Below are 24553 nucleotides of genomic sequence, written 5' to 3' on the forward strand. Positions count from 1 at the left end.
CAGTCCTTATTGGTCGAGAAAGCTGCGCAGCTTGCGTGAGCGGCTGGGATGCTTGAGCTTCCTGAGCGCCTTGGCCTCGATCTGGCGAATACGTTCGCGCGTCACGCTGAACTGCTGGCCCACTTCTTCAAGGGTGTGGTCGGTGTTCATGCCGATGCCGAAGCGCATGCGCAGCACGCGTTCCTCGCGCGGCGTCAGGCTGGCCAGAACCCGCGTCGTGGTTTCCTTGAGGTTTTCCTGAATCGCACTGTCCAGGGGCAGAACGGCGTTCTTGTCCTCGATAAAATCGCCAAGCTGGCTGTCTTCCTCGTCGCCGATGGGCGTTTCGAGGCTGATCGGCTCTTTGGCGATCTTCATCACCTTGCGGACTTTCTCGAGCGGCATCTGAAGCTTTTCGGCCAACTCTTCCGGCGTCGGCTCGCGGCCGATCTCGTGCAGCATCTGTCGGCCCGTGCGCACAAGCTTGTTGATCGTCTCGATCATGTGCACCGGGATACGGATCGTGCGCGCCTGATCGGCGATGCTGCGGGTGATCGCCTGGCGAATCCACCATGTCGCATAGGTCGAGAACTTGTAGCCCCGGCGATATTCGAACTTGTCCACCGCCTTCATCAGGCCGATGTTGCCTTCCTGAATGAGATCAAGGAATTGCAGGCCGCGGTTGGTGTATTTCTTGGCGATCGAAATGACCAGGCGCAGGTTCGCCTCGACCATTTCCTTCTTGGCCGAACGCGCCTCTTTCTCGCCCTTCTGGACTTGCTGCACGATGCGGCGGAACTCGGAAATATCAAGACCGACATACTGGCCGACCTGCGCCATGTCCGCGCGCAGTTCCTCGACCTTGTCGGACGAGCGTTCGATGAACATCTGCCAGCCGCGGCCGGATTTCTCGGCCATCCGCTCCATCCAGTTGGGGTCAAGCTCGTAGCCGCGATATTCGTCGACGAATTCCTTGCGGTTGATCCGCGCCTGGTCGGCCAGCTTCACCATCGCGCTGTCGATCTGCATGATGCGGCGGTTGATGCCGTACAACTGGTCGATCAGCGCCTCGATGCGGTTGTTGTGCAGGTGCAGTTCGTTGACCAGCAGCACGATTTCGGACCGCAGCTTCTGATACAACGCCTCGTCGGCGTCGGAAAACGATCCGTCCTCGTTCAGGGTGGCCGAAATGCGGCTGTCCTGCATCTCGCTCAGCTTGACGTAGTCGTCGGCGATGATGTCGAGCGCCTCGAGCACCTGCGGCTTGAGCGCAGCCTCCATCGCGGCGAGCGACATGTTGGCCTGCTCGTCCTCGTCGTCGTCGTCGTCCTTGGCGATCGGGTTGCCATCGGCGTCAAGCTCGGGGCTGTCGTCCTCTTCCTTCTTGGCGCTGCCGGCCTCGCCGGCGACCACCGGTTCATCGACCCCGCCCTCTTCGTCAAGCTGGTTGCCGAAGGTCGCCTCCAGGTCGATCACATCGCGCAGCAGGATGTCTTCGCTGAGAAGTTCGTCGCGCCAGATGGTGATCGCCTGAAACGTGAGCGGGCTTTCGCAAAGCCCGGCGATCATCGTGTTGCGTCCCGCTTCGATCCGCTTGGCGATCGCGATCTCGCCCTCGCGGCTCAGCAACTCGACGCTGCCCATCTCGCGCAGGTACATCCGCACCGGGTCATCGGTCCGGTCCAGCTTCTCGGAGGTGCCGCTCGACAGGGTGATGTCGCGCGCGCCCTCGGTCGTGGTCAGGTCGGTGGAGCCCTTGGCGTCTTCCTCTTCGGCCTCTTCGTCCTCGATGACGTTGATGCCCATTTCCGACAGCATCGACATCACGTCCTCGATCTGCTCCGAACTCACCTGGTCGGGGGGCAGAACGGTGTTCAGCTGATCGTATGTGATGTAGCCCTTTTCACGCGCCTCGCCGATCATCTTCTTGACGGCGGCCTGGCTCATATCAAGCGAATGGCCTGTCTCCTGATCGTCGGTCTTGGCGTCTTCGTTGGTATCCTTGGCGGCCATAGGATGCTCCTTCGGGGCTGTCGAACGAATCACTCAGGTGATTCGCTAAAGTAAATCATGCGGTGTCACGGGTGATTCGGAAACCCGGTCATCCTGTTTTTTCTCTAGGTATCTCGTTCAGATAGGGTTAACCACCCGGTTTGGAATACCTGATCGTCTGCAACAAGGCGTCCAATGCGCTCCGCTCATCGCGGCTGATTCGCGCACCGTTGTCACCCAACTCGTACTCGACGGTATCTTCCTGTCCGCTGCGGCGCGCCCGGTCGGCGGCGCGCGCGGCTTCGGACAGCCGCCATGTCACCCCCTCGTCCGCCGTTCCGCTCAGATCTTCGGTGGCATCCGCGATCTCTGCACTCAGGCCGCGGGCCGCGTCGAGCTTGGCCAGTTCCTCGGCCACCGTCATGCGGGCCATGTCCGCGTCGCCGGGATGGCGGATGCAGGGGATGATTGCCACATGGTTGGACGACAGCAGGTTTTCAAGGACCTGCGGGCCCATCGCCTCGTCCATCCTGTCGCGCAGGGTGTCGGGCGTGGTGCCGATCTGGCGCAGCAGCAGATCGCGCATGTCCGCATGGTCGGGATTCGCGCAGGTCATTGTCTCCAGACCGCCCTCGAACTCCTCGATGATCTGCGGGCAGGTGATCAGCGCCGCAAGGATCACGGCTTCGCGCAGGTGTTCTGTTGCGATGTCGTTCTGCGCCACCGCAAGGGCGGATGATTTCGCCGTCGGCGTCGCAGGTGCGGGTGGCGCGGACCAGCGCCCTCCCGCCGCGCCTTGGGCACGGGGCGTGAAGGGCCGTTTGGTGCTGGCCGGCCGAAACAACTGCCAGCGCAGGTCCTTGATTTCCTGCCCGTAATGGCTGCGGATCGACGGGTCGCGGATCAGCATGATCTTGTCGCGCAATGCCTTGTCGAGCGCGGCCTTGCGCTCCGGGCTGTCGAACACCCGGCCCTGGGTTTCGCGCTGCCACAACAGCCGCACCATCGGCATCGCGTCATCCAGCAGCTTTTGCAGCGCGGGCGCGCCGGACGCGCGCAGCAGATCGTCGGGGTCCTGTCCCTGCGGCATTAGCGCAAAGCGCAGGCTTTGCCCCGCCTCGAGCTGCGGCAGCGCCAGATCGATCAACCGCATCGCCGCGCGCAGACCGGCGGTATCGCCATCCAGCGCGATAATCGGCTCGGGCGCGATGCGCCACAGCATCTGCAACTGGTGCTCGGTGATGGCGGTGCCAAGGGGGGCCACGGCGGCCGTGAACCCCGCCTGCACCAGCGCGATCACGTCCATGTAGCCTTCGGCGACGATCAGCGGCTGGCCCTTTCCGGCGGCGGTGCGCGCGTCGCGCATGTTGTAAAGGCTGCGCCCCTTGTCGAACAACTCCGTCTCGGGGGAGTTCAGATACTTGGCATTGTCGTTCGGATCCATCGCGCGACCGCCAAAGGCGATGGCGCGGCCGCGCGCATCGCGGATCGGATACATGATCCGACCCCGGAAGGTGTCATAGGGTTTGCCGCCCTTGGACGACGGTTTGGCCAGCCCCGCGCCAAGGATCAGATCGTCGGCCACGTTCTTGGATTTCAGGTGATCCCACAGCCCCTGCCATGCATCGGCCGCAAAGCCGATTTCCCAATGCTCCAGCGCCGCCGCATCCAATCCGCGCCGGTCGAGGTAATCGCGGGCCGCCGCCGCGGCCCCTGTCCGAAGCTGCAGCCGAAAGAACTGCACGGCCAGTTCCATCACCTCGGCCAATTGCGTCCGGCGGTCCGCCTTTTCCTGCGCGCGCGGGTCCTGCCTGGGGACCGGCATTCCGGCCTCGCGGGCCAGGATTTCCACAGCTTCCATGAAGCTCACGTTTTCGGTTTCGCGCACGAAGGAAATCGCGTCGCCCTTGGCGTGGCAGCCGAAGCAGTAGTAGAATCCCTTGCGGTCATCGACATGAAAGCTGGCGGATTTTTCCTGGTGAAAGGGGCATGGCGCCCACATGTCGCCCTTGCCCTGATTGGATTTGCGCATGTCCCACATGACCTTGCGCCCGATCACCTGGCTCAGGCTGGACCGGGTGCGCAATTCGTCGAGGAATCCAGGTGGAAGGCTCATGCGTTACTTTATCCGTCTGGGGCGTGTCAGAGTCCAGTGGTCCGATTGCGCGGCTGCGCCGCCAGGCACGTCCCGGCAAGATGGCGCCGCCATATTCTGGGCCGTTGCCTCCGGCTGAGGTATTTCGGCCAAAAGAAAGCGACGGGATTCGGGTTACCGCGCGAGGCAGAGCTCTTTCCAGGCGGCGGCAAGATCCTGCTTGATCACATCACGACGGCGCATGTCATAGATCCAGGGCGTGACCAGCGGAATTGCCGCATTGTAGCTTTCGGGCCAGGTCGCGCCCGCGGCGCGCACGCTGTCGCCCACATCGCGTTCCTTGACCCGGTCGATCCGGGCCTGCCGCACCGCCTCGACGACCTGCGCCTGATAGGTGCAGTCCAGGTCCTTGTCCGATTGGGCAAAACCCGGTGCCGCAAGAAGGGCGCAGACCGTGATGAGGGCGATACGGGTCATGTTGCGTGTGTCCTTTCCAACCGGGCGTTCGCGCGGACCCTATCGCCGCGCGGCCACGGCTTCCAGCGCCGTTTTGAGATCATGGACCAATGTGCCCGCCATCGACCGGAACACCAGGATCAGGAACCGGTCCGGCCCGAGCCGCGTGATCGATGCAGTCATGTGGCCAATCAGGGTGCGCGCCGTATGCCCCACGGCGAAATGCGCCGCACGCAGATCGATGGGCACCAGTCGCGCCAGGACCTGTTCGGCGTCGTCACCCGCCAGGTCGACCGCGGCCCAGGCATCGGACTGGTCGGTCAGCGCCGCGTGCTCGGCCAATCCCGGTGCGGGCGCGGGTCCGGCAAGCAAAGCCATGTCGCGACCGAACCAGATCAGACGCGCCGCGCCCTTGACCGACATGCGGTTGGGTGCGGGCCAGTCCAGACCATGCGCCGACACGAGCGCACGGCCCAGCGCCTCTGCGCCCCCCCTGTAGGGCGCGACCGAGGTCAAGCGCCCCGGATCCGCCTCAACAAGCGTCACCGCGCCGATCTCGAGCGGCAGCAGCCCGTCGCAGGGGGTCTTTCCGGTCAACTCAGCCACGCGTTCTGCCTCCTTCCGGGTCCACGAACACCGGCGCGCAAATCTCGATCTCGGCTTCGATCCCGCGCATCCGGTCCACCATCCGCATCACCTCGCCATGGCGCGCGCGGCCCCGTTTCACGAAGCCCAGCCCGATGAAATGTCCAAGGGTCGGCGAAAACGCGACCGAGGTGACATAGCCTTGGTCGTTGACGCGCGTGGCCTCGGCGCCCTGTTCGAAAACATGCGCACCGGCGGTCAGTTGCCTGACGGCGCCCACGGGCCGGAAGCCCACCAATTGCTCGCGCTCCTCGTCCAACAGCCCCTCGCGAGCCGCCATGACCTTGCCGATGCAATCCTTGCCCGCCGATATCATGCGCGCGAAACCGATGTCGAAGGCGGTCGTGCGCCCGTGGATTTCGGCATGGGTGATATGCCCCTTCTCGATACGCAGCACATTGAGCGCCTCCATACCGTAGGCGCCGCCGCCCAGAGCCTGCGCCCGCGCGACCAACAGCTTGAACAGGCTTTCGCCATAGCGCGACGGCACCGCGACCTCATAGGCATGCTCGCCCGAGAAGGAGATACGGAACAATCGCCCCGCCACGCCCGCGACCGTCACCGGGCCGCAGGCCATGAACGGAAACGTCCCGTCGTCGATCGGCGCATCCAGCAATCCGTTCAGCAGCTCGCGGGAATTCGGCCCGGCCACGGCAAATTGCGCCCAGTGTTCGGTGACGGAGGTAAACCGCAAGTCAAGCTTTGGCGCGACACACTGGCTTACGAAGTCCAGATGCCGCATCACGTTGCCCGCCGCCGCGGTGGTCGTGGTCATCACATAGTGGTGCGGGCCCAGCCGCGCGGTGGTGCCATCGTCCATCACATGCCCGTCCTCTCGCAGCATCAGGCCGTAACGGACCCGTCCCTCGGCCAAGCTTGAGAACGTGTTGCAATAGACCAGGTCCAGAAACGCGCCGGCATCCGCGCCCTGGATGTCGATCTTGCCCAGCGTGGAGACGTCGCAGACGCCCACGGCGTCGCGCACCATGCCGACCTCGCGGTCGCACGACTGCCGCCATGTCGTCTCGCCCGCGCGTGGGAAATAGCTGGGGCGATACCACAAGCCCGCCTCGATCATCGGCGCGCCCTCGGCGACGCTTGTCGCGTGACTCGTCGTCAGGCGGCGTGGCGCGAACCCCATCCCCTGTGCACCGGCCCCCATCGCGGCGATGCTGACGGGGCTGTAGGGCGGACGGAAGGTCGTCGTCCCGGTCTGCGCGATCCCCTGCCCGGTTGCATCGGCCAGCACCGCGAGGGCCGCCATATTGGAATTCTTGCCCTGATCGGTGGCCATGCCCTGCGTGGTATAGCGCTTCATATGCTCGACAGAGCGGAAGTTTTCGACCGCCGCCTGCTTGACGTCCTTCACGGTCACGTCGTTCTGGAAATCCAGCCAGGCGCGCCCCTTGCCGGGCACGGCCCACAGCGGTTGGAGCCGATAGGCCGTGTCGTCAGCATCCGGCACGCCGCCACCTCGCCGGGGACGCAGACCAAGCGCCTTCAGCGCGGTCCTGGCGGCGTCCGCCCCGTCTTTCAGGCAGCCCGCCGTGCTGAAAACGCCGTTGCAGGCCCCAGCGGCCGTCATGCCGGGAACAGCGCCCGGCGTCGGCACAAAGCTCTGGATTTCGTCCGACCAGGTCGGGCGCCGGTTCAGGTGACAGGTTAGATGGACGGTGGGGTTCCAGCCGCCCGACATGGCAAGGCAATCCGCCTCGACCTGGAATTCGCGGCCGGCGCGCCGCACGGTGATCCGCCTGAGACCCTGGCGCCCGCTGCTGCCGCAGACATGCGCGCCCGCGTAGGTCTTGTAATCGCCGCTTTGCGCCACGTCCTCCCGGCTGTCGATCAGGGCCGCGACCTCGACGCCCGCTTCGATCAGATCCTGCGCGGTGCGATGGGCATCGTCGTTGTTGCCAAAGACCGCCACGCGCGCGCCCGGGCTGACGCCCCATCGGTTGAGGTAGGCGCGCACCGCCCCGGCGGTCATGATGCCGGGACGATCGTTGTCCCTGAAGGCCACGGGCCGCTCCAGCGCGCCGGCGGCCAGAACCGACTGCCGGGCGACGATGCGCCAGAAACACTCCAGCACCGCGCCGCCGCCCCGTCGCCCCGTATGATGATTGACCCGCTCCAGTGCGCCAAAGGTGCCCTGGTCATAGGCACCGGTAACCGTGGTGCGCGGCATCAGCCGCACATTGGGCAGTCCGGCCAGTTCCGCGACGGCCTCCGCGGCCCAATCCGGCCCGGCTTGCCCGTCCACGCGGTAGGTTTCGGCATTGAGCCGTCCGCCCATCAGGCTGTCCTCGTCGGCCAATATCACGTCCGCCCCCGCCCGCGCCGCCGTCAACGCCGCCATCAGACCCGCGGGCCCCGCACCGATCACCAGCAGATCGCAAAAGGCAAAGGCCTTCTCGTAGGCATCCGGATTGTGCCGCCCGCTCAGGCCACCCAACCCGGCCGCGCGGCGAATGACCGGCTCATAGACGCGCTCCCAAAAGGCGCGTGGCCACATGAACGTCTTGTAGTAAAAGCCGGCTCCCAGAAACGGCCAGGCGAAATCGTTGACCTCCATCGCATCCAGCCGCAGCGACGGCCAGGCATTCTGGCTGCGCACCGCAAGGCCGCGATAAATCTCCTGCACCGTGGCGCGCACATTGGGATCCTGTGCCGCGCCCTGACCGACCGTGACCAGGGCGTTTGGCTCTTCGCTGCCCGCGGTCAGCACACCGCGCGGACGATGGTACTTGAACGACCGCCCCATCAGACGCACGCCGTTGGCCAGCAGGGCAGAGGCGACGGTATCGCCCGCGAAGCCGGTATAATACCTGTCGTTGAACCGGAACGACACGGCGCGATCGCGGTCGATCAATCCCTTGCCATCGACCCTCACGCGCCCGCCTCCCCGACCGACATCGCCAGCTCGACGCCGAACACCTCATGGCTGACGGTATCGCGCAACACGACGATCCACGCCCCGCAACCCGCTTCGTGCTGCCACAGATCGCGTGTCCGCCCCGCCGGGTTGTCGCGCAGATGCACGTAGCCGTCCCAGGTCTCGGCCCCCGCGCCCCCATCGGGCCGGTCCAAGGCAACGGCATCGCCCTGGTAATAGAACTCGCGGCGATCGCGGTCGCCACAGATCGGACAGGTCAGCCTCATGCCACGCCCCCCGGCTTCTTTGGGTCAAAAATACTCCTGCCGGAGGCATCCATCATTCCGCCCCCCTCAATGCAGGTTGTGCTGAGAGCCGGTGCCCTCTTCATCCATGAGACCGCGGCCCGTGCGGAACCGATCCAGCCGGAACTTCGCAGCCGGCGCGTGGTGCTGCCCCGTCGCCATCAGATGCGCAAGGCTGAACCCCGAGCCAGGCACGGCCTTGAACCCGCCGTAGCACCAGCCGCAATCGATGAACAAACCCCCCGTATCGGTCTTGTCGATGATCGGGCTGCCGTCGGGGGTCATGTCCATGATCCCGCCCCAACTGCGCAAGACCTTGGCCTTGCCGATCATCGGCATCAGCGTCATGCCCGCCTCCATCACGTGCTCCGCCATCGGCAGGTTGCCGCGCTGCGCATAGGACGCATAGAAATCCAGATCGCCGCCGAACACCAATCCGCCCTTGTCGGATTGCGACATATAGAAATGCCCCATGCCGAAACTGACCACATGGTCGATACAGGGCTTCAACCCCTCCGTGACAAAGGCCTGCAGCACGTGGCTCTCGATCGGCAGACGCATGCCCGCCATCGCCGCAACCTGCCCCGACCGGCCGGCCACGACGATGCCCACCTTCCGCGCCCGGATTGCCCCGCGCGTGGTCTGCACGCCGCGCACGGCGCCGTTCTCGATGTCGATGCCGGTCACTTCGCAGTTCTGCAACAGGTCGACGCCCCGGCGGTCGGCCCCGCGCGCATAGCCCCAGGCGACGGCATCGTGCCGCGCGGTGCCGCCGCGCGGATGCAGCAGACCGCCGTAAACCGGAAAGCGGATGTTGTCGAAATCCAGATAGGGCAGATGCCTGGCCACGCCCGCACGGTCCAGCAGCACGGCATCGTCGCCCTGCACCGCCATGGCATTGCCGCGCCGCACAAAGGCGTCGCGCTGCCCGTCGCTGTGAAACAGGTTGATCAACCCGCGCTGGCTGTGCATCACGTTGTAGTTCAGATCCTCCTCCAACCCCTCCCATAGCTTGAGGGAATGCGAGTAGAACTCCGAATTGCCCTGCAGGAAATAATTGGCGCGCACGATCGTGGTGTTGCGGCCGACGTTGCCGCCCCCGATATATCCCTTTTCGAGCACCGCGATATTCGTCATTCCGTGGGTCTTGGCCAGGTAATAGGCCGTCGACAGACCGTGACCGCCCCCGCCGATGATGACCGCGTCATACTCGGCCTTGGGCTCGGGGTCGCGCCAATGGGGTTGCCAGCCTTTGTTGCCGGTCAATCCCTCGCGCAAGACGCGCAGCCCCGAAAACCGCATGATCCACCCCCGTCCACGACACGACCGAACGCTAGCCGCACCTGTCCGTGGTATCAATCCTGCGCACCGTGGTTTGGCCCGAAACCGTCGCACGAGCGTCGTTTTTGCGGATACCGCGGTGCATTGCAGTGCCTCGCCAGCCGCCCTGGCCGGAATCTTCGGGAATTCCAGGCCGTTATCCGGGTAGGAAACGCGCCCCCACGGCGTGGTGAAGTGTTTACTCAACCATCCTGAAATAGCTGGCGCGAAAGGCGTTCTCCATGCCGTTGTACTGGCAGAACCCCATGTTCATGTTGCTCGTACCGTCGATCCGGCCGTTGGAGACGAAGGACGCCCCCTGGATGCCGTCGGCATTGGCCGCAAACTCGATGTCGCCCAGCGCCAGAATCTGACCGCCAAAGACATTCAGGCTTGCCGCCGCGTTGAACCCGCCCAGTGTCAGCAGCGTGGCCCCACCACCCGTGGCGCAATTGTCATCGCGCCCGATGCTCAGCCCCGACGGCGAATTCAGCGATGTCGCGCTCGTGCTCGTGGTCGCGACGATCACATCCTCCAACTGCACGCCACTGGAGAATTTCACCTCGCAGTTGGTGACGAACACCATGTCTTCATACAGTCCCGCCTCCAACGTCAGCTTTCCACCGGCGTTGCACAGATAGGTATTGACCTGCCCGATGACGAAATGCAGCGGCGTCACCTTGCCGGCGGTGATCGGCTCCGCCCCCAGGCCCGACAGCGAATGGATCGCATTTCCATAAAGGAACTTCGGCAGATAGAGCGGGTCGCCGGTCCGCAGCCCCTCGATGATCAGCGGCAGCTTGTTGAGAATACGCAGCCGGTATTCGCCCATCCGCAACGCAGTGGCGAGGCCCTCGTTCTTCTCGAACCCCGACTTGGGAATGTCCAGATCGTCGAGGTTGGGCATCGACACCACGGTGCCCGGCTCGAAATAGTTGTTCGAATTCAGGCTCACGTAGTTGTTCGAGTGCAGGCAGAAACCGTCGGTAAAAGCGTTGTTGCTCTGAATGTCGACGACATCCTCGGCGACGAACCCTTCGGTGAAACAGGGGGGATAATAGGTCGAATAGACCGACGCGCTGACGACATCGAAACTGTCCACGCCGATGATGTTGAGCAGCAGATTGCGCGAGGCATTGCCCCGCGTCTCGTTCATCGCCACCTTGACCTCGACCGCGCTGCGCGAATTGGCGTCGGCGACAAAACTGTCGGTCAGGAAACTCCAGGTGCCGAACTGGATATCCTCCGCCCTGAGGCTGCCGGCGTACTGCCGCGGGGCCGTCATCGTCGTGGCCACCCGCAGCGCCTCGTCCACGGCCTCGCTTTCGCTCTTGGTTTCGCGGGCGTAGAGGGCGGAATGCGCGGCCGTATCTGCGATGATCTGCAGCTGTGTTCGGTCCGACATGACCTTGTTGAAATCGATGGCCAGCCCGCCCAGCACGATAAAGATCAGGCAGAAGAACAACATCAGGATGGTCGCCGACCCCTCCTCCGACTGGCGAAAGGCAGTGCTGCGGCGGGGGGCGGATGTTTGGGCGTGCATGATCAGAACTCGATGATGTGTTGCGCCGTGACATTCACATCCACACCCTCGAACGCGCTGGTGAAAAAGCTCAGCGGCATGAGATCGGACGCGGCGATGCTGACGTTGGAGAGAATGGTGCCGCCCTGCAGCACCGACGTCACCGTGAGTTGCGCCTTGAGATACGCCAGGTTGGCACGGATGTAATCCTCGGTCTCGGTGGTGGTGTCGTGCCGGCCCAGCGAAAATGCGCGGTTCGCGTCCTGCACCACCCGCAGCATGTGCGATTCACTGGCGAACACGATCGACACGTTCGTGATCACGGCCAAAATCAACGCAAAGATCGGCATCCAGATCACCGCCTCGATGGAATAACTGCCGTCCTCGCACCGCCAGAAGCGCGCCATGCGGCGCGACACCTTGCGAGACCGCAGGCCGGATCGAGTGTTTACAGGTGTCATGGCAACCTCCTTGAGAGCGGGACGTCCCGCAACCTTAGGCAGCATTTCGGGCGATCAAATGGCGCTGAAGGTGTTGGATCGCGATATTTCCCAAAAGTTTTCATCGCCTGAGACTCAAATCAAACAGGCCCAAAAAACAGAGGCAATAAATTGTTTTTACAGGGTTTTCTTGAAGTGCGGCAACAAGGTGCCGCCGGGTCAGATGACAGGGCCGGAGAAAATACCCCGAAATGGTACGAAACTCCGCCCTTTTTTGCCGTGATCTCGGCACCTGCTTGGAGACTCAAAAGGGCGCGGCGTCCTTGCGGCACCGCGCCCTGCGCATGATTCTCCTGTGTCGGCTGTCAGAGGCCCTTGGCTCTGTAGGAGGCCGCGACCTTTGCGATGGCCACCAGATAGGCCGCGGTGCGCAGATCATCGACATCGTCGCGGCTGTGCCAGACGTCGGCCATCGACTGGTAGGCGATGCGCATCGTGTCATCGAGACCCGAGCGCACCAACTCAAGCTCGTCCGCGCCGCGCAGATACTTTTCCTTGAAATCGGGCTTCAGCTCCCAGTCGAGCCCCTTGTCGCGGCTCAGTCGCTCCAGTTCGTTGATCAACAGCTGGTGGCGCGATTCCTCCTGCCGCCGCTGCATCCGGCCAAAGCGGATATGGCTCAGGTTTTTCACCCATTCGAAATAGCTGACGGTGACACCGCCTGCGTTGGCATACATGTCGGGAATGATGACCGTGCCCTTTTCGCGCAACACCTCGTCCGCGCCCGCCGTCACCGGCCCGTTCGCCGCCTCGATGATCAGGGGCGCCTTGATGCGGTTTGCATTGCCCAGGTTGATCACGCCCTCAAGCGCCGCGGGGATCAGGATGTCGCAGGGCTCCTCCATCACCTTGGCGCCGTCGGGAACGTGGTGGCGGTCGGAATAGCCCGCGATGCCGCCGTGCTTGGTGATCCAGGCGCGGATCTTCTCCACGTTGAGCCCATCCTCGCTGTAGAGCGCGCCATCGTGTTCGACGATTCCGACGATCCGGCAGCCGTCTTCCTCGCTCAGGAACTTGGCGGCATGATAACCGACGTTGCCCAGACCCTGGACAATGACCGTCTTGCCGTCCAGATCGCCCTCCATCCCGGCTTTCTTGACGCCCTCCCGGTCGCGAAAGAACGCGCGCAGGGCAAATTGCACGCCCCGGCCCGTGGCCTCGACCCGGCCCGCGATACCGCCCGCGTTCAGCGGCTTGCCGGTGACACAGGCGCGGCTGTTGATGTCGGTGGTGTTCATCCGCGCGTATTGGTCCGCCATCCAGGCCATTTCGCGTTCGCTTGTGCCCATGTCGGGCGCCGGCACGTTCTGGCTGGGATTGATCAGGTCGCGCTTGATCAGCTCGTAGGCGAACCGCCGGGTGATCAGCTCGAGTTCGTGTTCGTCGTATTCGCGCGGGTCGATGCACAGCCCCCCCTTGGATCCGCCAAAGGGCGCCTCCACCAGCGCGCATTTGTACGTCATCAGCGCCGCCAGCGCCTCGACCTCGTTCTGGTTCACGCCCAGCGAATAGCGGATGCCGCCCTTGACCGGCTCCATGTGTTCGGAATGAACGCTGCGATAACCGGTAAATGTGTGGATCTTGCCGCGCAGGCGCACACCGAACCGCACCGTATAGGTGGCATTGCAGACACGGATCTTCTCCTCGAGCCCGGGCGACAAGTCCATCAGCCCAACCGCGCGGTTGAACATCATGTCGACGCTGTCTCTGAAACTGGGTTCGTGAGGATTGCTCATGCTCTGTCTCCTTCTGGGGCGGTCCGACTCGGCCGCCCGCGTTCCTGTGTGGCCGCAGCCTATGACCAATGGGTAAAGAAGTGCGAATTTTTTGTGCAAATTGTGAACGCCTTGGGATGACGCGCCTTTTCCGCGTTTTTCGAATCGTTCGCGCTCGATTGGTGCCGCTTTGGAAACACTCGGCATTAACCATGCGAATTGATGCCAAGCCCCCCGGAAACACTCCTGTTTTCGCCTGTAACACGCCTCATTTAAGCCACGTTCCAATGGGAAAACGGCAAGGACGCAAACCGCGCCAAGAGACATGGGAAATCTGCTTTTCCCCTGTTGGAAAGGTTAAGACCGATGACACATTTTCTGGACCGCCTGCGGGCTGGCATCCGACCCGACGCGACACTTCGCACCGCCGCCCGCCAATTTTCACGGGACGAGGACGGGGTCGCCACGATTTTCGCGATCTTCATGCTGATGATGATGCTCCTGGTGGGCGGCCTCGGGGTCGACCTCATGCGCAACGAGATGGAGCGCGTGCGCCTGCAAAACACGGTGGACCGCGCCGTTCTCGCCGCCGCCGACCTGGATCAGACCCTCGACCCCAAGGCGGTGGTCGAAGACTACTTCGCCAAGGTCGGGATGAGCAATTACCTGACCAGCGTGCAGGTCAGCGAGGGGCTCAACTTTCGCAAGGTCACCGCGACCGCGAAAACCATGACGCCGACGCAGTTCATGAGCATGGTCGGCGTTGACGAACTGCCCGTTCCCGCCATCAGCGCCGCGGAAGAGCGTGTGCCCAAGGTGGAGATCTCGCTCGTGCTCGATATCTCGGGCTCGATGAAAGACAACTCCAAACTGCTCAACATGCAGAATGCCTCCAAAGCGTTCCTTGACGAGGTTCTGACCCCCTCGACCAAGAACAACATCTCCGTGTCGCTCGTGCCCTACTCCGAACAGGTGAACGTGGGACCGGATATCTTTGACGCGCTGTGGGTCGATACGCGCCACCAGTTCTCGCATTGCATCGATTTCCCGGACGGGCATTTCGTACAGACCCAGATGACGCCGGGGTTTCCCTGGGACCAGACCCAGCACTTCCAGTGGAACTACTACTCCATCGAGTCGGGCAATCAGCTCAACACCATGTATGACACGGTCTGCCCGCGAAACGCCTTTGAACGCGTGATCCCGATCAGCCAGAACAAGACCCAGCTCAAGGCGCAGATCGACCAGCTTCAGCCGCGCTCGGGCACCGCGATCTACGCGGGCATGAAATGGGCCACGGCGCTTCTGGATCCCAGCTTTCGGGAGGTGACCAACGAACTGGTCGGCAAAGCCAAGATGGAAGGCGTGTTCGGCAACCGGCCCGTCAATTACAGCGATGACCAGACCCTGAAGACGATCGTGCTGATGACCGACGGCCAGAACAGCGACTCGTCGCGCATTTCCAACTGGGCCTACAACACCGAAAGCGAATACGCGCACTGGGCCAAGTACAACTTCAGCTACTACCTCTACCACTACGTCAACAGCAAGGACCGCCACAAATACCACTACCAGGCCTACACAGCCGAAAAGGGCGATACCCTGCTCGACAAGATCTGCGACGCCGCCAAAACCGAAGGCATCGTGATCTGGAGCGTCGGCTTTGAGACGACGGATCACGGGGCCAACACGCTGCGCAGCTGCGCGACCTCGCCCAGTCACTTCTTCCGGGTATCGGGCACCGAACTCACGACGACGTTCAAGGCGATCGCCCGCCAGATCAACCAATTGAGGCTGACACAATGAAACGCATTCTGACTCCGCTTCTGCGGCGGTTCCGAAAGGACGAGGACGGCCAGATGCTGGTTGAATTCGCCCTCCTGATCCCGCTGATCTTCACGCTCTTCATGACGTCGATCGAGATGAGCATCTATGCGATGAACCAGATGTTCCTGGATCGCGGTCTCGACATGGCGGTGCGAAACGTACGGTTGAACACGGCCAACCCGCCGCAGCACGACGACCTCAAGAACCTGATCTGCAAATACTCGGGCTTCCTGGAGGATTGTCAGACCACGCTGCGGCTGGAAATGCGTCCGGTCGATCCGCGCAACTTCACCAACCTGCCCAACCAGGCCGACTGCGTGGATGTGTCCGAGCCCGTGATGCCCGAGCGGGCCTATTTCACCGGTCAGGACCACCAGCTGATGCTGCTGCGCGCCTGCGTCAAGTTCGACCCCGTCTTTCCGACCAGCGGACTGGGCTATTCGATGAGCAAGGACGGCGCCGGCCAGTCGCAGATGATCGCCGTCGCCGCCTTCGTACAGGAGCCGCAATAATGGACCGTCTTGCATATATCCGCGCCCGTCTGTCGGGATTTTCCCGCCGCGAGGATGGCAGCATCGCCATCGAAGCGGTGATCATCCTGCCGCTGCTGTTCTGGGCCTTCCTGTCGATGTTCTCTATCTTCGACGCCTTTCGGCAATACAGCGTCAACCAGAAGGTGGCCTATACCATCGGCGACCTGATGTCGCGCCAGACCGATCCGATCGATATCAAGTTCCTCGAAGGTGCGCAGGACATGTTCGACTACATGACCTATACCGGCGGCGCGTCGTCGCTGCGGCTGTCGGTTCTGGCGTGGAACGAGGCGGACAACGTGTTCACAACCGACTGGTCCAAGGCCCAGGGCACCAAAGGGCCGCTGACGGACGCGGATGTGGCCGGCTGGGCCGACCGCCTGCCGGTGATGCCCGACAACGAACGCATCGTGGTCGTGGAAACCTGGAAAGACTACACCGCGCCCTTCGCCACCGGGCTTGAGAAGAAGACCATCGAGAATTTCATCTTCACCCGCCCGCGATACGCGCCGCAAGTGCTTTGGGAAGACACGCCGGAGCCGACCAGCGGCGTCTAATCGTCGCGCTGCGCCATCATCGCGGCCAGCACTTCCGACATGAACTTGGTCTGCGATCCGGGCGTCATGCCGCCCACGCCGATCCGGCGCCCCATGCGCCACCACAGCCCCGGCCGCCAGACGCGCGTGCCGGGGCTGCGCGTTTTCAGCAAGAAACCGTTGGATGGCTTGAAAGCGAAAAAGCCGCGATCCATGCTTTCTATATCCGCGACGCGGGCCAGGATTTCGCCCGAGCTGTCGCGCAGTTCCGTTTCGGTCAGCTCGATCACATGCGCCGTTCCGCGCCGCATGGCATCGGCCATCCAGATGGCCGCGCCACCCAGCGCAAGCAAGAACACCTGCCAGCCCAGATCGGGCGGGGTGGCCAGCGCCACGTAGATCACCATGCCGCCCAGCACCGCCAGCGACGTGATCCCCAGCAATCGCCGCCCCATCGATGCACCCACGGTTGCCAGAACCTCGCTGTCGCTGTCGATCTTCATGCTCCGGCTCCTCCGCATCTGGCCCGCAGGCCTCCTACCGCGAGCCGTGGCCCCCTCACAAGAGGCAATGCCGGGCCGCCGCCGCCGCTCATCGGTTCGGCACGACCTCCGCCCCCGGCGCTTCGGGTTCGTCATCGACCATCACGGCCGGAAATCCCGGTGCCGTGACATCCAGCCCCGTCGCCTGTTCCAGTCGCTTGATGATGTTGGGCGACAACTCGCGCGGCCCGAACCGTGCGATCCCGTCATTGAAGATCGAAATCAGCAAGGGGTTCAGTTCCAGCGGCACACCGGCGCGGTCGGCCACGGCCTGGAACAGGCCGATGTCCTTGGCCACCAGATCCATCGTGAACGAAATGTCGCGGCTGCCGTTCAGGATGACCTGGCTTTCGGTTTCATGCACGAAGGACGTGCCGCTGCTGATCTTCATCGCCTCATAGGCAACGCCCAGATCCATTCCCGCCCCCTTGGCCACGCACAGCGCCTCGGCGCAGCTGACCAGATTTGCGGTGGCCAGAAAGTTGGTCAGCACCTTGAGGATCGACGCCGAGCCAAGATCGCCGGTGTGCAGCACCCGCCGCCCCATGATCGTCAACAGCGGCAGAATACGCTCGAAGGTGGTGCGGTCGCAGCCCGCGAAGATGCTGATGTTGCCGGTGTCCGCCCGATGACAGCCGCCCGACACCGGACAATCGACAGCGGCAGCGCCCGCCGCCTGCACCAGTGCGCCGATGCGCTTCACCTCCGCCTCGTCGGTGGTCGACATTTCCATCCAGATCTTGCCTGGCCCCATCTGCGGCAGCATCTTCTCGAGCACGCTGGCGCTGGCCGCAGGGCTGGGCAGGCAGGTGATCACCGCATCGCAGGCCTGCATCATCTGTGCCGGGCTGATCCCGTCCTGCGCCCCGTCCGCCATCTTGGCCGCGACCAGATCGGCATCCAGATCATGTACCATCAACGCGATTTCGTTGCGCAAAAGCGACCCCGACAGCTTGCCGCCCACATTGCCCAACCCGATAAACCCGACCTTCATACCATTCGCCCTTTCGTGATATCCGGCCCCAGCCTTTGCCCCCGGTCCGGGGTCCGTCGCGCCTGTTTGCGACCCTTTGCGATTGACCGACGCGGGGGGACGGGCAAGGCTGGCCGCATGACCGCATCGCGCCACAGCAAACCTACCGACCCTGCCGCCGGCTTCGACGTGACCGACGAGTTTGAGCGGTTCTCGCAGCGCAACGACATTTTCAGCCGCGCCTTTTGGGACGTTACGGTGCGCACGGCACAAACCGATGCGTTCTTTGCCTCATACCGGATGGAGGCGGCACCGCGCCGCGGCGAGGGATTCACCCAGCGCGATTTCGCCCTGCGCAACGCATCCTGGCTGATGTCCGACATCATCACCGACCGTCACGCGGCTCAGGGCCGGCGCGAGGGCTTCCAGGCCGCGATCAGCGATGACACCCCCGTGGCGCCCCGGCAGATCACGGTGGACGACCCCGCCGCGATGCGCGCGGAAATCAAGCGCGTCGCGGCGTTTTTCGGCGCCGACCTGTGCGGCGTGACGCAGGTGGACGAACGTTGGCATTATGCCGACCGCGTCGATACCCGCGACTTGAGCGCCGCGCCGAACGACCTTCCGCCGGGCATGACGTCGGTGATCGTGATGGGACATGAAATGGACCGCGGGCTGGTGGACACCTATCCATCAGCGCTCGCGGGGGCGGCGACAGGGCGCGAATACAGCCATGAGGCGGCGGTCGTCATGCAACTGGCCGCCTACATCCGCAACCTGGGCTACCGCGCCACCGCCTCGATGAACGACACCGCGCTGGTGATCCCCTACGCGGTGCAGGCGGGGCTGGGCGAATACGCGCGAAACCAGTTGGTGATTACCCCCGAATTCGGGCCACGGCTGCGGTTCTCCAAGGTGTTCACCGATCTGCCGCTGGCCCATGATTCCCCCCGCCCCCGCGGCGTGCGCGCGTTTTGCGACATTTGCACCAAATGCGCCGACGCCTGCCCGGTCAAGGCCCTGCCTCACGGCCCGCCAGCGGTCAGCGCCGGCGCGCCGTCGGCCCTCAAGGGTGTGCGAAAATGGACATCGGATGCGCAAAAATGCTTTGGCTTCTGGGCCAAGCTCAGCTCCGATTGCGCCATCTGCATGCGGGTTTGCCCCTTCAACAGGGACTTTTCACGCCGGATTCACCGGATCTGGCTCAGACTTGCGCTGTCGCGGTTCCGGTGGCTTGCCCTGCACCTGGATGCAGGACGCGGAAAACGCACCAAGCCCGGCAAATGGTGGGCGCGGCGGATTTGATCTGCGCGAACGCCGGACTACCTCCATCCAACACGATTTCTTAACCGGAGGTTGATACAGATGACCCAGACCCGACGCCAGTTCATGGCCCTTTCCGCCGCTGCCGCAGGCACGGTGACGTTCCTGCCCTATGCTGCGCGTGCCGCGGCCCACGCCAGCGACGTGTTCGCCACGCCCGCGGGCGACATCACCGTGCACCCGGTAAGCCACGCATCCTTCGTGATGGAAACCCCCATCGGCGTGATCTACTCCGACCCGGTCGGCGATCCGGCGTCCTATGCCGATTTCCCGGCGCCGGATCTGATCCTGGTGACGCACGAGCACGGCGATCACTACAATGCCGAAACGCTGACGGCGATTGCCGGCGACACGACGCCGATCATCACCAATCCCGCCGTCTTCGACATGATGCCCGACGCGCTCAAGGCCAAATCCACCCCGATGGCCAACGGCGACCAGGGCGAGGTATTGGGCCTGACGATCGACGCGATCGCCGCCTACAACCTGACCGAAGAGCGCAAGAACTTCCACCCGATGGGCCGCGACAACGGGTATGTCCTGAGCTTTGACGGCTTCCGGGTCTACATCTCGGGCGACACCGAGGACGTGCCGGAAATGCGCGCGCTCGAGAACATCGACCTGGCGTTCGTGTGCATGAACCTGCCCTTCACGATGGATGCCGAAGCGGCGGCATCGGCGGTGGCGGAATTCGCGCCGACCTTCGTCTATCCCTATCATTACCGTGGTCGCGATGGCGGCACGCAGGATCCGGCGGAATTCGCCAAGATGGTCGGCGACGCGGTCGAGGTGAAAATGGGCAACTGGTACGCCTGACGCTCGATGACCTGTCCGGCTGCGCGCGCTTCATCGCCGCGCAGCCGGAATATCAAAAAATTCCGGCCTGCGTTCTGCGTCAGAAACTGGCCAACCTGCGCAAGGATGCACAACGGCGGTTCGCGCCCTCCCATTGCGCTTGCGCCGCGTCCCTCTATCTGTTGATCACACGCAGTTAAGGAGGCTTGCCCATGTCCCTAAGACCCACCCTCGAGACCCGCCGCGCCGTCCCAACGATGGAAGGCGCCGGGGTCAAGCTTCACCGCGCATTCGGCTTTCAGGACCCAAGTGAACTGGACCCGTTCCTGCTGTTCGACGACTTTCGCAATGAACGCCCCGAAGATTTCATCAAAGGGTTTCCGTGGCACCCGCACCGCGGCATCGAGACGATCACCTACGTCCTGTCGGGCACCGTCGATCACGGCGATTCGCTGGGGAACACCGGCACCCTGGGCGCGGGCGACGTGCAGTGGATGACCGCGGGATCGGGCATTTTGCATCAGGAAATGCCGCACGGAAACGCGCAGGGGCAGATGCATGGTTTTCAGCTTTGGGGGAACCTGCCCAGCAGTCAAAAGATGACCGCACCGCGCTATCAGGATGTCACGGCCAAGGATATTCCGGTCGTCACCGACGACGATGGCACGGTGGTCAAGGTCATCACCGGCCAATTCTGGGGCAAGACCGGCCCGGTCGACGGCATCGCCGCCGATCCGCAGTACCTGGACGTCTTCGTGCCCGCGGGGCGCAAGAAGACATTCAAGATCGACACCTACCGCCGCGCCTTTGCCTATGTGTTCGAAGGCGCCGGCGCCTTTGCGGATGCATCCAGCCCCTCGGGTGTCTTGCTGGAAAAGGAAGTCGCGGGACAAGAGCTCAACATCCGCGACATGTCGGGCGACCGCACGCTGGTGCGCTTTGGCACCGGCGACGAGGTGACCGTGCAGGCCGGACCGGAGGGTGTGCGCTTTCTGCTCATCTCGGGCGCGCCCATCGACGAGCCGGTGGCCTGGCACGGGCCCATCGTGATGAACACCCGCGCCGAGCTGATGCAGGCCATGCAGGACCTCAACAACGGCACCTTCATCAAGCCCACGCACTGAGGTTGAACCCTCCGGTCGGGCGGGCCGCTCAGCCCGCCTGACCGCCGCCGACCGCCCGGACGACCATATCGAGGTACTGCGCCTGCACCTGCGCGAGGGTTAGCCGCCCGCCGGTGCGGAACCACGTGTTGACACCGGTCAGCATCGCAATGACAGCAAGGGTCGCGATCTTGGTGTCCGCCACGTCGAACGCGCCCGCCGCGACGCCGTCACACAGGATTGCCTCCAGCTTGTCCTCATAGCGCCGCCGCAAGGCTTCGATCTGCGTGAAGTTGTTCGGCGTCAGGTTGCGCAGTTCCATGTAGGCGATGAACACGGCATCCGGCCGTTCGTGATGAAACCCGATGTGAAAGCGCACGAAATGGGCCAGCCGCGCACGCGGGTCGTCCTTAGGGTCATCGACCCAGGCCTCCAGCAGATCGCACATATGCGCCGCCATCAGATCGAACAGCAGACTTTGCTTGTCGGGCGTGTAGTTGTACAGCGCCCCCGCCTGCACACCGACATCCGCCGCGATCTGGCGCATCGAGACAGCCGCATAGCCATGCCGCGCAAACAATCGCAGCGCCGCGTCGCGGACCTTGGGGCCGGTGATATCCGAATGTGAACCTGCTGTGCGCGCCATGGTTACAAGGTGAACTGAACGCTCGTTCAAAACAATCCCTCACTTGCGCCTTTTTACGCAGTGGGGCATGACTGGCCCAGCGACCGGAGCCGTCATCATGCGCGCCTTGCCCCTTCTTATTGTATTTGCCGCCTGTGCGGCCTGTACCCAGTTCCCGGAACTGGACAGGACCGTCTCGCCCGACGCCGAGGCTGCGGATTACCCCGCGCTGGTGCCGATCGAGCCGCTTCTTGCGCAGGCCGACGCCGCCCAGATCGATGCCCCCGCCACGACCCAGGCGCTGAGCGCGCGGGTTGCGGGGCTGCGCGCGCGGGCCGCGGCCCTGCGCGGCGCGGTGGTCGGCGATGCCGATCGCGCACGTCTTGGGTCCGCCGTGCAATAAGCACACTCTGCCGCGTTGCACCGGGGCGCCGAACCCGCTACATCGCGGCCAATCGAAGGAGCCGCGCCACAGCGGCTCTTTTCCCTAGGTAACAAGGATCATCGTCATGTCGCAGCCGCTTCGTCTTGGTATCGCAGGTCTGGGCACGGTCGGTGTCGGCGTGGTCAAGATCGTGCGCAAGCACGCGGCCTTGCTGCACGCGCGCACCGGGCGCGACGTGGTGATCTCCGCCGTCAGCGCCCGCAGCCGAGACAAGGATCGGGGCGTGTCGCTCAAGTCCTATGCCTGGGAGGACGACCCTGTGGCCTTGGCGACGCGCGACGATGTCGATGTGTTCGTGGAACTTATCGGCGGCGAAGACGGCCCCGCCCGGGACGCGGTCGCGGCGGCATTGGCCGCAGGCAAGGACGTGGTCACCGCCAACAAGGCCATGCTGGCCCTTCACGGTCAGGAGCTGGCCCTGGCCGCCGAAGCCGCGGACCGCACGATCAAGTTCGAAGCGGCGGTGGCGGGCGGTATTCCGGTCATCAAGACGCTGATGGAGGCGCTCGCCGGAAACGAGATCACGCGCGTGATGGGCGTGATGAACGGGTCGTGCAACTACATGCTGACCCGTATGGAAAGCGCGGGCCTGACCTATGACCAGGTCTTTGCCGAAGCCGACGGGCTTGGATATCTCGAAGCCGATCCCGCGCTCGACGTGGGCGGCATCGACGCCGCGCACAAGCTGGCGATCCTGTCCTCCATCGCCTTCGGCACCAAGGTGGATTTCGCCGGAATCGAACTGGAAGGGATCGAACGGGTCAGCATCGAGGACATCCATGCCGCCGCCGACATGGGATACAAGATCAAGTTGCTGGGCGTGGCGCAGATCACCGGGCGCGGTCTCGAGCAGCGCATGCAGCCCTGCCTGGTGCCCGATACCTCGCCGCTGGGCCAGCTTGAGGGCGGCACCAACATGGTGGTGATCGAAGGCGACAGCATCGGTCAGGTGGTGTTGCGCGGTCCGGGCGCCGGCGAAGGTCCGACCGCCAGCGCGGTGATGTCGGATGTGCTGGACCTGGCGCGCGGCGGCGCGCGCGGCCCCGTCTTTGGCCAGCCGGCAAAGGATCTGCGCACCAGCACGCCCGCGACCTCGCAACTGCCCGCGCCCTATTACCTGCGGATGTCGCTTGACGACAAACCCGGCGCACTGGCGAAAATCGCCAAGGTGCTGGGCGAGGCCGGCGTCAGCATCGACCGGATGCGGCAGTACGGCCACCGCGAAACCGTGGCCCCGGTCCTGATCGTGACGCACAAGACAACGCCCGCTGCCCTGGGTCAGGCGCTGTCCGCCATGGCCGAAAGCGGCGTGATGGCCACCAGCCCCGTCGCCCTGCGCATCGAGGAAGTGTAACGCCGTGCCGCACCATCGGCCCGCGCCCTGTGCGGCGCGGCGCCAGCCCGGCCTTGTGCGGCGCGCGGCGCACCGCTACACCCGGACAACCGAATGAAAGCCCTGCCAAAAGGACGACCTCCATGCCCTCTTCCGCCCAATTCCAAGACCGTATGCTGTCGCTGGGCCTTGCCCGCGTGTCGGAGGCCGCGGCGCTGGCCTCGGCCCGGCTGATCGGTCACGGCGACGAAAAAGCCGCCGATCAGGCGGCGGTCAACGCCATGCGCGAACAGCTGAACCTGCTGGACATCGCCGGTGTGGTGGTCATCGGCGAGGGCGAGCGCGACGAGGCGCCGATGCTGTATATCGGCGAGGAAGTAGGCACCGGCAACGGCCCCGGCGTCGATATCGCCCTTGATCCGCTTGAGGGCACGACACTTACCGCCAAGGACATGCCCAACGCGCTGACGGTCATCGCGATGGGGCCGCGCGGATCCATGTTGCACGCGCCGGATGTCTATATGGACAAGCTTGCCATCGGTCCCGGCTTTGCCAGGGACGTGGTCACGCTGGATATGAGCCACGCCGAGCGCGTCGAGGCGCTGGCCCGCGCCAAGGGGTGCGAGACCTCCGACATCACTGTCTGCATCCTCGAACGCCCGCGACATGACGAAATGATCGCCGCCGTTCGCAGCACCGGCGCCGCGATCCGGCTGATCACCGATGGCGATGTCGCGGGGGTCATGCACTGTGCCGATCCGATGACCGGGATCGACATGTACATGGGTGCGGGCGGTGCACCCGAGGGCGTGCTGGCCGCCGCCGCGCTGAAATGCATGGGCGGCCAGATGTACGGCCGCCTGCTGTTTCGCAACGATGACGAACGCGGCCGCGCCAGCAAGGCCGGGATCACCGATTTCGACCGCATCTATTCGCGCGACGAGATGGTGACGCAGGACGTGATCTTTGCCGCCACCGGCGTCACCGGCGGCAACATCCTGCCAGGTGTGCGGCGCGAGGTCGGCTGGATGACCACCGAGACGCTGATCATGCGGTCCAAGACCGGATCGGTGCGGCGGATCAATTACCGCACGCCCGTCGAAAAGACCTGAGAGCC

Annotated in this window: 22 protein-coding genes; 9 read left to right on the forward strand and 13 right to left on the reverse strand. The window is 64.0% G+C overall.

All coding sequences use genetic code 11. From position 1 onward, the window contains the following. Positions 1-6 precede the first annotated feature (6 nt). From rpoD to FDT80_RS05925, 10 genes are all read right to left on the reverse strand, one after another. Positions 7-1992, reverse strand: coding sequence for an RNA polymerase sigma factor RpoD (gene rpoD, locus FDT80_RS05880; protein ID WP_138661265.1), 1986 nt, complete (start codon positions 1990-1992; stop codon positions 7-9). Between the two features lie 127 nt (positions 1993-2119). Continuing rightward, the gene (dnaG, locus tag FDT80_RS05885; protein ID WP_138661266.1) at positions 2120-4087 is read right to left on the reverse strand and encodes a DNA primase; all 1968 of its coding nucleotides are present in this window, start codon (positions 4085-4087) and stop codon (positions 2120-2122) included. A gap of 153 nt (positions 4088-4240) precedes the next feature. Beyond that, on the reverse strand, positions 4241-4543 hold the full coding sequence (locus FDT80_RS05890; protein ID WP_138661267.1) for a hypothetical protein: 303 nt from the start codon (positions 4541-4543) through the stop codon (positions 4241-4243). A 39-nt stretch (positions 4544-4582) separates the two neighbouring features. Next, positions 4583-5128 carry a sarcosine oxidase subunit gamma gene (locus FDT80_RS05895; protein WP_138661268.1) on the reverse strand — a complete coding sequence of 182 codons (546 nt, stop codon included), beginning with the start codon at positions 5126-5128 and terminating at the stop codon, positions 4583-4585. Next, positions 5121-8057, reverse strand: coding sequence for a sarcosine oxidase subunit alpha family protein (locus tag FDT80_RS05900; protein ID WP_138661269.1), 2937 nt, complete (start codon positions 8055-8057; stop codon positions 5121-5123). Before FDT80_RS05900 ends, FDT80_RS05895 begins: the two co-directional genes overlap by 8 nt. Next, positions 8054-8326, reverse strand: coding sequence for a sarcosine oxidase subunit delta (locus FDT80_RS05905; RefSeq protein ID WP_138661270.1), 273 nt, complete (start codon positions 8324-8326; stop codon positions 8054-8056). The genes FDT80_RS05900 and FDT80_RS05905 overlap by 4 nt, the downstream gene beginning before the upstream one ends. 66 nt (positions 8327-8392) lie before the next feature. After that, positions 8393-9646: a sarcosine oxidase subunit beta family protein gene (locus FDT80_RS05910; protein WP_138661271.1), complete on the reverse strand. Its 1254-nt coding sequence runs from the start codon at positions 9644-9646 to the stop codon at positions 8393-8395. Between the two features lie 217 nt (positions 9647-9863). After that, positions 9864-11207, reverse strand: coding sequence for a TadE/TadG family type IV pilus assembly protein (locus FDT80_RS05915; protein WP_138661272.1), 1344 nt, complete (start codon positions 11205-11207; stop codon positions 9864-9866). A 2-nt stretch (positions 11208-11209) separates the two neighbouring features. After that, entirely contained in the window at positions 11210-11647 is a 438-nt protein-coding gene (locus FDT80_RS05920) for a TadE/TadG family type IV pilus assembly protein (protein WP_138661273.1), read from the reverse strand. A gap of 344 nt (positions 11648-11991) precedes the next feature. Beyond that, a complete protein-coding gene (locus FDT80_RS05925) occupies positions 11992-13422 on the reverse strand; it encodes a Glu/Leu/Phe/Val family dehydrogenase (protein ID WP_138661274.1) in 1431 nt (476 codons plus the stop codon). 345 nt (positions 13423-13767) lie between these two features. On the opposite strand from FDT80_RS05925, the gene FDT80_RS05930 reads away from it, so the two are divergent. Genes FDT80_RS05930 through FDT80_RS05940 form a run of 3 tightly spaced genes read left to right on the forward strand, consistent with a single transcriptional unit; the run spans position 13768 to position 16318 of the window. Continuing rightward, a complete protein-coding gene (locus FDT80_RS05930) occupies positions 13768-15207 on the forward strand; it encodes a TadE/TadG family type IV pilus assembly protein (RefSeq protein WP_138661275.1) in 1440 nt (479 codons plus the stop codon). Further along, positions 15204-15740, forward strand: a complete 537-nt coding sequence (locus tag FDT80_RS05935) for a TadE/TadG family type IV pilus assembly protein (RefSeq protein WP_138661276.1) — start codon at positions 15204-15206, stop codon at positions 15738-15740. Before FDT80_RS05930 ends, FDT80_RS05935 begins: the two co-directional genes overlap by 4 nt. Further along, a complete protein-coding gene (locus FDT80_RS05940; protein ID WP_138661277.1) occupies positions 15740-16318 on the forward strand; it encodes a TadE/TadG family type IV pilus assembly protein in 579 nt (192 codons plus the stop codon). The genes FDT80_RS05935 and FDT80_RS05940 overlap by 1 nt, the downstream gene beginning before the upstream one ends. Here FDT80_RS05940 and FDT80_RS05945 read toward each other — a convergent pair. Continuing rightward, complete coding sequence (locus FDT80_RS05945; protein ID WP_138661278.1) at positions 16315-16800, reverse strand: hypothetical protein; 486 nt, start codon at positions 16798-16800, stop codon at positions 16315-16317. The two genes, FDT80_RS05940 and FDT80_RS05945, sit on opposite strands and share 4 nt — an antisense overlap. An 88-nt stretch (positions 16801-16888) precedes the next feature. After that, positions 16889-17833: an NAD(P)-dependent oxidoreductase gene (locus FDT80_RS05950; RefSeq protein ID WP_138661279.1), complete on the reverse strand. Its 945-nt coding sequence runs from the start codon at positions 17831-17833 to the stop codon at positions 16889-16891. Between the two features lie 117 nt (positions 17834-17950). Here FDT80_RS05950 and FDT80_RS05955 point away from each other — a divergent pair, with 117 nt between their 5' ends. From FDT80_RS05955 to FDT80_RS05965, 3 genes are all read left to right on the forward strand, one after another. Then, on the forward strand, positions 17951-19117 hold the full coding sequence (locus tag FDT80_RS05955) for a reductive dehalogenase (RefSeq protein ID WP_138661280.1): 1167 nt from the start codon (positions 17951-17953) through the stop codon (positions 19115-19117). Positions 19118-19177: 60 nt separating this feature from the next. Further along, positions 19178-19951: an MBL fold metallo-hydrolase gene (locus FDT80_RS05960; protein WP_138661281.1), complete on the forward strand. Its 774-nt coding sequence runs from the start codon at positions 19178-19180 to the stop codon at positions 19949-19951. A 191-nt stretch (positions 19952-20142) separates the two neighbouring features. Then, positions 20143-21054: a pirin family protein gene (locus tag FDT80_RS05965; RefSeq protein WP_138661282.1), complete on the forward strand. Its 912-nt coding sequence runs from the start codon at positions 20143-20145 to the stop codon at positions 21052-21054. A 28-nt stretch (positions 21055-21082) separates the two neighbouring features. Here the strand turns inward: FDT80_RS05965 and FDT80_RS05970 are convergent, their stop codons facing one another. Next, positions 21083-21679, reverse strand: a complete 597-nt coding sequence (locus tag FDT80_RS05970; RefSeq protein ID WP_138661283.1) for a TetR/AcrR family transcriptional regulator — start codon at positions 21677-21679, stop codon at positions 21083-21085. Positions 21680-21746: 67 nt separating this feature from the next. Between FDT80_RS05970 and FDT80_RS05975 the strand changes: the two genes are divergently transcribed. The 3 genes from FDT80_RS05975 (at position 21747) to glpX (ending at position 24548) form a co-directional block, all read left to right on the forward strand. Then, complete coding sequence (locus FDT80_RS05975) at positions 21747-22061, forward strand: hypothetical protein (protein ID WP_246039875.1); 315 nt, start codon at positions 21747-21749, stop codon at positions 22059-22061. 106 nt (positions 22062-22167) lie between these two features. Further along, a complete protein-coding gene (locus FDT80_RS05980; RefSeq protein WP_138661285.1) occupies positions 22168-23457 on the forward strand; it encodes a homoserine dehydrogenase in 1290 nt (429 codons plus the stop codon). Between the two features lie 122 nt (positions 23458-23579). Beyond that, a complete protein-coding gene (gene glpX / locus FDT80_RS05985) occupies positions 23580-24548 on the forward strand; it encodes a class II fructose-bisphosphatase (RefSeq protein ID WP_138661286.1) in 969 nt (322 codons plus the stop codon). Positions 24549-24553: the final 5 nt, after the last annotated feature.

This window comes from Sulfitobacter sabulilitoris, from assembly GCF_005887615.1.
Taxonomy (GTDB): Bacteria; Pseudomonadota; Alphaproteobacteria; order Rhodobacterales; family Rhodobacteraceae; genus Sulfitobacter_E; species Sulfitobacter_E sabulilitoris.

What these genes read in the sequence shown, in the direction of transcription:
- FDT80_RS05965 (WP_138661282.1), top strand. Translation starts at nt 20,143, where the DNA reads ATGTCCCTAAGACCCACCCTCGAGACCCGCCGCGCCGTCCCAACGATG.
- FDT80_RS05975 (WP_246039875.1), top strand. Translation starts at nt 21,747, where the DNA reads ATGACTGGCCCAGCGACCGGAGCCGTCATCATGCGCGCCTTGCCCCTT.
- FDT80_RS05940 (WP_138661277.1), top strand. Translation starts at nt 15,740, where the DNA reads ATGGACCGTCTTGCATATATCCGCGCCCGTCTGTCGGGATTTTCCCGC.
- FDT80_RS05920 (WP_138661273.1), bottom strand. Translation starts at nt 11,647, where the DNA reads ATGACACCTGTAAACACTCGATCCGGCCTGCGGTCTCGCAAGGTGTCG.
- FDT80_RS05935 (WP_138661276.1), top strand. Translation starts at nt 15,204, where the DNA reads ATGAAACGCATTCTGACTCCGCTTCTGCGGCGGTTCCGAAAGGACGAG.
- FDT80_RS05905 (WP_138661270.1), bottom strand. Translation starts at nt 8,326, where the DNA reads ATGAGGCTGACCTGTCCGATCTGTGGCGACCGCGATCGCCGCGAGTTC.
- FDT80_RS05925 (WP_138661274.1), bottom strand. Translation starts at nt 13,422, where the DNA reads ATGAGCAATCCTCACGAACCCAGTTTCAGAGACAGCGTCGACATGATG.
- FDT80_RS05955 (WP_138661280.1), top strand. Translation starts at nt 17,951, where the DNA reads ATGACCGCATCGCGCCACAGCAAACCTACCGACCCTGCCGCCGGCTTC.
- FDT80_RS05970 (WP_138661283.1), bottom strand. Translation starts at nt 21,679, where the DNA reads ATGGCGCGCACAGCAGGTTCACATTCGGATATCACCGGCCCCAAGGTC.
- FDT80_RS05980 (WP_138661285.1), top strand. Translation starts at nt 22,168, where the DNA reads ATGTCGCAGCCGCTTCGTCTTGGTATCGCAGGTCTGGGCACGGTCGGT.
- FDT80_RS05945 (WP_138661278.1), bottom strand. Translation starts at nt 16,800, where the DNA reads ATGAAGATCGACAGCGACAGCGAGGTTCTGGCAACCGTGGGTGCATCG.
- dnaG (WP_138661266.1), bottom strand. Translation starts at nt 4,087, where the DNA reads ATGAGCCTTCCACCTGGATTCCTCGACGAATTGCGCACCCGGTCCAGC.
- FDT80_RS05950 (WP_138661279.1), bottom strand. Translation starts at nt 17,833, where the DNA reads ATGAAGGTCGGGTTTATCGGGTTGGGCAATGTGGGCGGCAAGCTGTCG.
- rpoD (WP_138661265.1), bottom strand. Translation starts at nt 1,992, where the DNA reads ATGGCCGCCAAGGATACCAACGAAGACGCCAAGACCGACGATCAGGAG.
- FDT80_RS05915 (WP_138661272.1), bottom strand. Translation starts at nt 11,207, where the DNA reads ATGCACGCCCAAACATCCGCCCCCCGCCGCAGCACTGCCTTTCGCCAG.
- FDT80_RS05910 (WP_138661271.1), bottom strand. Translation starts at nt 9,646, where the DNA reads ATGCGGTTTTCGGGGCTGCGCGTCTTGCGCGAGGGATTGACCGGCAAC.
- FDT80_RS05890 (WP_138661267.1), bottom strand. Translation starts at nt 4,543, where the DNA reads ATGACCCGTATCGCCCTCATCACGGTCTGCGCCCTTCTTGCGGCACCG.
- FDT80_RS05930 (WP_138661275.1), top strand. Translation starts at nt 13,768, where the DNA reads ATGACACATTTTCTGGACCGCCTGCGGGCTGGCATCCGACCCGACGCG.
- glpX (WP_138661286.1), top strand. Translation starts at nt 23,580, where the DNA reads ATGCCCTCTTCCGCCCAATTCCAAGACCGTATGCTGTCGCTGGGCCTT.
- FDT80_RS05960 (WP_138661281.1), top strand. Translation starts at nt 19,178, where the DNA reads ATGACCCAGACCCGACGCCAGTTCATGGCCCTTTCCGCCGCTGCCGCA.